The following is a 6,225-nucleotide window of genomic DNA, read 5'->3' as shown; positions in this document are numbered from 1 at the left end:
GGCCCGTCGGATTGACCGAATGCGATGCGGCCCCAAGGGAAGCCGCCGAACGGGATCGATCCTTCTGTCGGTTCGGCGGAATGGTGGCTCGATCAGTACGTGAAGACGCGACGCTCCGGGCGAAGGGCCAGTCGTGTCCACAGCCCGGTGAGAACCACGGCGGTGAGCAGCCCGATCAGCGCGCCAGGGCCGGGGCCGGCGAGAGTTGAACTGTCGTGAGCGGACTGGCGTGTCCAGATGGACAACATCGCCAGGACCGAAGTGCTGGCGCATCCTGCGGCGGCGAGAACGATCAGATGGATCATTCGGGTATGGAGTGCGGCGGCTGAGCAGATCAGACAGAAGATCACACCGGCATGGGCGGCAATGACAGCGACGATGCTGGTCGATTCCGCCTGCGCCGCTGCATTGTTGAGCAATGTTGCCCAGCCCGTTGCCTCGCCCGACTGGCCCAGGCACAGACCCAGCCCTGCTACGGCGATCACTGTAGCCGCACGCAGGCGCTCGTGGGCAGCCATCTCTACCGTCGCCAGCACTCGTCGTTCGATGGCCTCGAACATGGGCCGATAGTGGCGAAGATCGTCGTGCACTTCGAACCCTCCCGTGAACTGCGGTATCGGCCGCATCCGTCGGCCGCGTCCTGTGTCGGCGCAGCTCATGACCGGTCGACCACCAGTCGCACCGCGGGCGGAGAAAGTTCCCGGATCGACGCGGGAACTTCGGCACCCGCGGATGCGACTGACTGTAGGTACCGCGGCGATGACGTCGGTACGAATCCGCCCGGTGGCTGACCGGGCGTGCTGCGCAGGAGTGCGTGGCCGGGCCGGTCGTGCGGCGCGGCCACGCACAGCGCGATCACTTCACGTTCGCTGACGCGGCGACACCAGTTCACTGTTCGCCGAGGTATCCCTCCCGGGTCGTCAGGATGTAGCGGGGTACCGACGCAGCCGGAGGCTGTTCGATACGACGAAGAACGACGAGAACGCCATGGCAGCGCCCGCGAGGAGCGGGTTGAGCAGACCTGCGGCCGCTATGCGGATGGCAGCGATGTTGTACCCGAACGCCCACACCATGTTTCCCTTGATGGTCGCCAGTATGGCCTTGGCCAGCCCCAACGAATCGACCACATCGCCGAGGTCGTCGCGGACGACTATGATGTCCCCGGACCGATGGCGACATCGGTGCCCGCGCCGATCGCCAAACCGAGATCCGCGCTCGCCAACGCCGGCCCGTCGTTGATGCCAGCTTCCGCCTGTCGAGGACTTCGTCGCGGTGCCCGGAATGGGAACCCACGGCCGGGTCCACGGGCGCTCGTCGAGATCGGTCGTAGACGAGGGGCGTTCCTTCCAGTCGGTGCGGTGGGGCGGGTACCCCGGTGCGGTCAGGCACGGGGGCGGGTGGTCACAGACGTGAGGTTCCGCGGACGATGTCACCCTCGATGTAGGTGAATCCGACTCCGCGGCCGTCACGGAGCGCGAAGTGGTATTCTGCGGGGACCCAGACGGTATCGAAGTGCGACGCCGGCCGCCCCTGCCGCGTCTGCCGCGTCTGTTGTCGTACAACCATATTCGGCGCGATCAGGGATGGCCGGCGGTTACGAGATCGACCTACGCATACCGGCGGCGGGCGTCGTCGATCTGGTCGGTGCACAGCAAGTGTGGATTGGGAAGGGGTTCGCCGGACGCATGGTAACCCTGTGGGCCGACCTCGCCAGCATCCACGCCGTGATCGACGGTTTGGTGGTCACCACGGTTGGAGCTTGTCAAGTTATCTGTGAGCGAATTTGCTTTCAGGTGAGATAAGGGTCGAGTCTGTCCGGATAGTTGATCACGAGCGCGCCGAGCGCTTGTTTCCAACCGGTCGTCAGAGATCCTTCGATCAGTCTGTTGACCTCCCTGCCGGTGCGGGGTGCGAGTCGATCTTTGCTCAGGCGGTCTCTCTCCCGGGCGCGCTTGTCCTCGATGCTGCAGATCGCGAGCCACAGAAGCTTCACTGCCGCTTGATCATTGGGGAAGTGTCCGCGGTTTTTGATGATCTTGCGAAGTTGATAGTTGAGCGATTCGATGGCATTGGTGGTGTAGATGATCTTCCGGAGCGCCGGTGGGAAAGCCAGGAACGGGATGAACCGCTCCCACGCGCTCTCCCACGTCCGCACCGCTGTCGGATACTTGACACCCCACTGCGAGGATTTGAAGTCGTCGAGTGCAGCTTGGGCCGCATCGACGGTGGGTGCGGTGTAGATCGACCGGAGCGACGACGCCACCGCTTTGCGGTCGCCGTAGGCCACGAACCGCATCGACGCGCGGATCAGGTGGACGGTGCACGTCTGCACGACGGTGTGCGGCCACGTCGCTTCGATGGCGTCGCCGAATCCAGTGAGGCCGTCCGTGCAGGCGATCAGGACGTCTCTGACGCCACGATTTGCCAGCTCAGCGCAGATCCCGGCCCAGAACTTCGCCCCTTCGTGTTCTTGAACCCAGATCCCCAACACGTGTTTGATGCCGTCGAGGTCGACACCGACGGCGATGTGCGCAGCCCTGTTGGTGACCTGCTGACCGGACCTGATTTTGACCACGATCGCATCGAGATAGAGGATCGGATAGATCGGATCGAGTGGCCGGCGCTGCCATTCGAGGACTTCCTCGAGGACCGAGTCGGTAATCTTGGAAATGGTCTCGCGGGAAATTTCGGTACCGATGGTCGAGGCAAGATGATGCTCGATGTCGCGCACTGTCATGCCGCCGGCGTAGAGCGCGACGATCATGTCATCGAGCCCACCGATCCTGCGCGCACCACGCGGGACCAGGGTTGGAACGAACGTGCCGTCGCGGTCGCGGGGGATTGCCAACGGCACATCGCCGACTTCGCTCGACACGGTCTTGCTGCTGAAACCGTTGCGAGCGTTGGGAAGTAGACGGCCGGCAAGGTCGCCCTTGTCGTATCCGAGGTGCTCGGTGAGTTCGGTCTGCAGTCCGCGCTCGAGAACCGCCTTGACCATCTCCTGCAGGAACCCGCCCTGCCCGGTGATCTGCAGCTGGCCCGTGTCGATCTTGGCCATCACCTCGTCGAGGGCACCCGAGGCCTTCAAGGCGTCGAAGGCGCTGAGCTCAGCCCGATCGTTCGTGTCATCTGCATGATTGCTGTCCACAGTCATGGTCACGATGATGCTCCATCCGTGTCAGTCCGTTCTTACACAAACCATCTGACACGCCCCACGGTGTGCCTCCCAGCTGACGAGCGCCGACCTCGACCGGTTGACCATGCGCGGCGCACGTGCAGGGCAGACTGCGCCGGCACTGCCCGCGTTCGATCCGAGTGCCCGCTTGCGCACTGCGGCACCGATCGAGGTCGATCGCACCGCCACCCGCGATGGACTGATCACCCTGCTCGGCCATCAGCTCGCATTGGGTCCGGACACCGCCGGAACCCGCATCACCCTCAGAATCGAGGGCGGTCTCATCCACGCCATCGCCGGTAACCATGTGATCAAGACCTTGCCGAATCCGTTGATCAGCAACGATAACCGCCAACTGACCCGCGTGCGTCGAGCAACGACGCTCCTCCCGCCGCCCTCGGGCCCCCAACGCGTGCACCGGAAAGTGCCGATAGACGGTGTCGTCATGGTCGACGGCCAGAGATTGCCCGTCGGCCGCACACACGCCGGAACCATCCTCACCGTGGTCGTCGAGGATCACCATTTCCGAGTTCTCGACGGCCCCACAAAACTCTCACTGCACGCCGGAACCACCACCAAACCGATCCGAAACTTCAACGCCCACCCGACCCCGAGACCGTTAACGATGTCCCGGTGACGATCAGTTAGGTATGTCCCGAGACCACACACGTCACGCATTTGCATGCGCAGAAATAGGCTCTGTGATGCACAACGATGTGCGTTACAGGGCCATGGATGCCTGGACGGTGACGTAGACGGCTACGACGAATAACAGGGCTGCGAAGCTACGGGTGAGTGTGGTGGCAGAAACTCTGTCGCTGATGACTTTTCCTGCGAACGAGCCTGTAATTGCCGCGAAAGTGAACGGTACGACGATCTCCCACGGGATGGTGGCACCCGTGCCGAGGCGTTCGGTGAAGGCTCCCGCGCTGGTGATGGAGATGATCACCAGTGACGTTCCGACCGCGACGGGCATCGAATAGCCCAGTGCCAGAACCAGGGCGGGGACGATGAGGAATCCGCCGCCCACTCCCAGAAACCCGGTGAGGCAGCCGACGACGAGCGCGGAGGCGACCAGCTTGACCACCTGCGAAGTAGTGATCTTCACTTTCGTGGGCTTGGCGGCGACCGCGACGGCGCTCGACCGTGTTTCCGCGGTCTCGACCGGGTTCGGCGTCGGTAGGTCGGCATCGTGTCCTCGCCGGGTGCGGCGCAGCATCGCACCGGCGGCGACGATCATCAGAGCCGCGAATGCGAGCAGCAAAATCTGCGGGTCGACCGATCGGTTGAGGATCGACCCACCGAAGGCGGTGCCCGCGCCCAGAAGTCCGAACACTGCCGCTGCCCGCCACCGAACGTGCCGTGCTCGCGCATGGCTGATGGCCGCGATGATCGAGGTGATTCCGACAATGATCAGCGAGGCGCTCGTTGCCGATTGCGGTTCAACCGCCAGGAGGTACACCAGAGCAGGAACAGTCAGTATCGATCCCCCACCACCGAGCGCGCCGAGGGAAAGCCCGATGAGAATCCCTGCGGCGACTGCGATCGCGAGGATGGCGACCATGTCAAATTACTGAGCCGGGCGTGCCGTCATCACGGACCACAGGGCGGCCGTCTTCGTGCCACGCCATCATACCGCCCGACAGATTGTGCGCCGTGCGATCGGCATCGGTGAGGGCCGCGACAGCTTTGCTCGACCGAGCGCCCGAGCGGCACACCACGACCAATTTCTGCTCGGGAGGATAGGCAGCAGGATCGAGATCGCCGAGGCGTACATGGACGGCGTCCGGGGCGTGGCCGGCTGCCCATTCGTCGTCCTCGCGGACATCGATCAGGATGGCTCCCGATTCGGCGATCAAAGCGTGTGCGGCGGCCGGATCGGCTTCCGGTGGTGCTCCAGTCATGAAGAACGCTCCTTGGATCAGTGGGTGCTTACAGGGCGTGCAGCGGCGTGGCCGGCACGAAGCGATAGCCGTCGCTCGGTGAGAACGTGGCCGAGACGGTGAACCGATCTCCTCGAATCACTGTGTGCCGCAACTCCACCGGCCGGGAATTCATGCAACCCGAACGGCGGATCGACAGCGCGGAGGTCTTCGAATCGAGTTCGAGTGCTGCCGCATCCTCCGGATCCGGGACGACGGCAGTGACGTCCTCGCGGCCACCGGTCAGGCGGATGCCGCAACGCTTCTCGAGCTCGATGTAGAGAGCCGTGTGAGTGAAGTCCGCATCCAGGAGGTCGCGTGCCAGATCCCCCGGCAACCAGGCACGGTCGAGCGCCAACGGCATGGTCCCTGCCATACGGATGCGCTCTAGGTAGAGCAGCGGCGCCTTGGGACCGACCCGCAGGGTAGCGGCCACCGCGGGGTCGGTCCGCAGTTCGAGTACACGCACCACGCTGTGCTGAGCAACACCCGTGGCTTCCACCGCAGCGAAGAGACTGTAGAGCGCACCGAGTGGCTGCTCGATCACCGGCGGAGCCGCCAACCGAGAAGGCCGGCCACGCTCTGCAATCAAGATTCCTTCGTTCCGCAGGTGCCGCAGGGCCTCGCGGGTGGTGTGACGGCTCACCCCGTAGCTCGTCGTCAACGCATGCTCGCCCGGGAACTCGGAGCCGGCGAATTCGTCGTCACCGATTCGGCGGACCAGATCAGCATGCAGTTGCGCCCACAGCGGCATCGCACTGGAGCGGTCGAGCGCGGCACTGCGATCGGGTTCAACCATCAAAGGCCCTCCTGTCGATCTGTGTCGGAATCCGAATTCGAGCCGCCGACTGCTGGCCCTCGGGGCCACTGTACAACAAATGTACGTACATCCGTACGGACGGGAGATGCTCTGCGCAGGTCGACACGCAACAAGACGACCTTCGCATCGACAAAGTCTCGCCGAGCACGAACGAGCGCCTGGTGGAGATCGCGCCGAACCTGGTGAATCCGTCCGCGTAGCGACGCGGCATCACGTCGCCTCCCAGTCGGTCCCGGGTCAGGCCAGTCGGTGCCGGATCAGGAGTGTCGCCCGGGGTCCTGCTCGGTCTGGGGTCTGCTCACCGTCGG

The 6,225-nt window shown here is 64.2% G+C and carries 7 protein-coding genes and 1 pseudogene; 1 reads left to right on the top strand and 7 read right to left on the bottom strand.

What is annotated here, in order from left to right; translation table 11 throughout:
* Nucleotides 1-92: 92 nt before the first annotated feature.
* The 4 genes and pseudogenes from QM590_RS25570 to QM590_RS25555 form a co-directional block, all read right to left on the bottom strand.
* The gene (locus QM590_RS25570) at nt 93-560 is read right to left on the bottom strand and encodes an Rv2732c family membrane protein (protein ID WP_051048272.1); all 468 of its coding nucleotides are present in this window, start codon (nt 558-560) and stop codon (nt 93-95) included.
* Nucleotides 561-920: 360 nt separating this feature from the next.
* Nucleotides 921-1,243, bottom strand: a pseudogene (locus QM590_RS25565) (heavy metal translocating P-type ATPase); the annotation flags it as partial.
* A gap of 158 nt (nt 1,244-1,401) precedes the next feature.
* Nucleotides 1,402-1,566 (bottom strand): hypothetical protein, encoded by a 165-nt coding sequence (locus QM590_RS25560; RefSeq protein ID WP_155288693.1) that lies wholly within the window; start codon nt 1,564-1,566, stop codon nt 1,402-1,404.
* Nucleotides 1,567-1,789: 223 nt separating this feature from the next.
* Nucleotides 1,790-3,154: an IS256 family transposase gene (locus tag QM590_RS25555; RefSeq protein ID WP_042940314.1), complete on the bottom strand. Its 1,365-nt coding sequence runs from the start codon at nt 3,152-3,154 to the stop codon at nt 1,790-1,792.
* Between the two features lie 106 nt (nt 3,155-3,260).
* On the opposite strand from QM590_RS25555, the gene QM590_RS25550 reads away from it, so the two are divergent.
* The gene (locus QM590_RS25550; RefSeq protein ID WP_008720428.1) at nt 3,261-3,812 is read left to right on the top strand and encodes a hypothetical protein; all 552 of its coding nucleotides are present in this window, start codon (nt 3,261-3,263) and stop codon (nt 3,810-3,812) included.
* 84 nt (nt 3,813-3,896) lie between these two features.
* Here the strand turns inward: QM590_RS25550 and QM590_RS25545 are convergent, their stop codons facing one another.
* From QM590_RS25545 to QM590_RS25535, 3 genes are read right to left on the bottom strand one after another with little or no spacing between them, the layout of a single operon-like run.
* On the bottom strand, nt 3,897-4,739 hold the full coding sequence (locus tag QM590_RS25545; protein WP_008720427.1) for a sulfite exporter TauE/SafE family protein: 843 nt from the start codon (nt 4,737-4,739) through the stop codon (nt 3,897-3,899).
* 1 nt (nt 4,740) lies between these two features.
* The gene (locus QM590_RS25540) at nt 4,741-5,079 is read right to left on the bottom strand and encodes a rhodanese-like domain-containing protein (protein WP_008720426.1); all 339 of its coding nucleotides are present in this window, start codon (nt 5,077-5,079) and stop codon (nt 4,741-4,743) included.
* Between the two features lie 28 nt (nt 5,080-5,107).
* The gene (locus QM590_RS25535; RefSeq protein ID WP_008720425.1) at nt 5,108-5,896 is read right to left on the bottom strand and encodes a GntR family transcriptional regulator; all 789 of its coding nucleotides are present in this window, start codon (nt 5,894-5,896) and stop codon (nt 5,108-5,110) included.
* Nucleotides 5,897-6,225 lie beyond the last annotated feature (329 nt).

Origin of the sequence: Rhodococcus sp. IEGM 1372 (assembly GCF_030056835.1) — a bacterium.
GTDB lineage: Bacteria > Actinomycetota > Actinomycetes > Mycobacteriales > Mycobacteriaceae > Rhodococcoides.
Note: the sequence above shows the minus strand (reverse complement) of the source record. Positions and strands in the feature narration are given on the sequence as shown.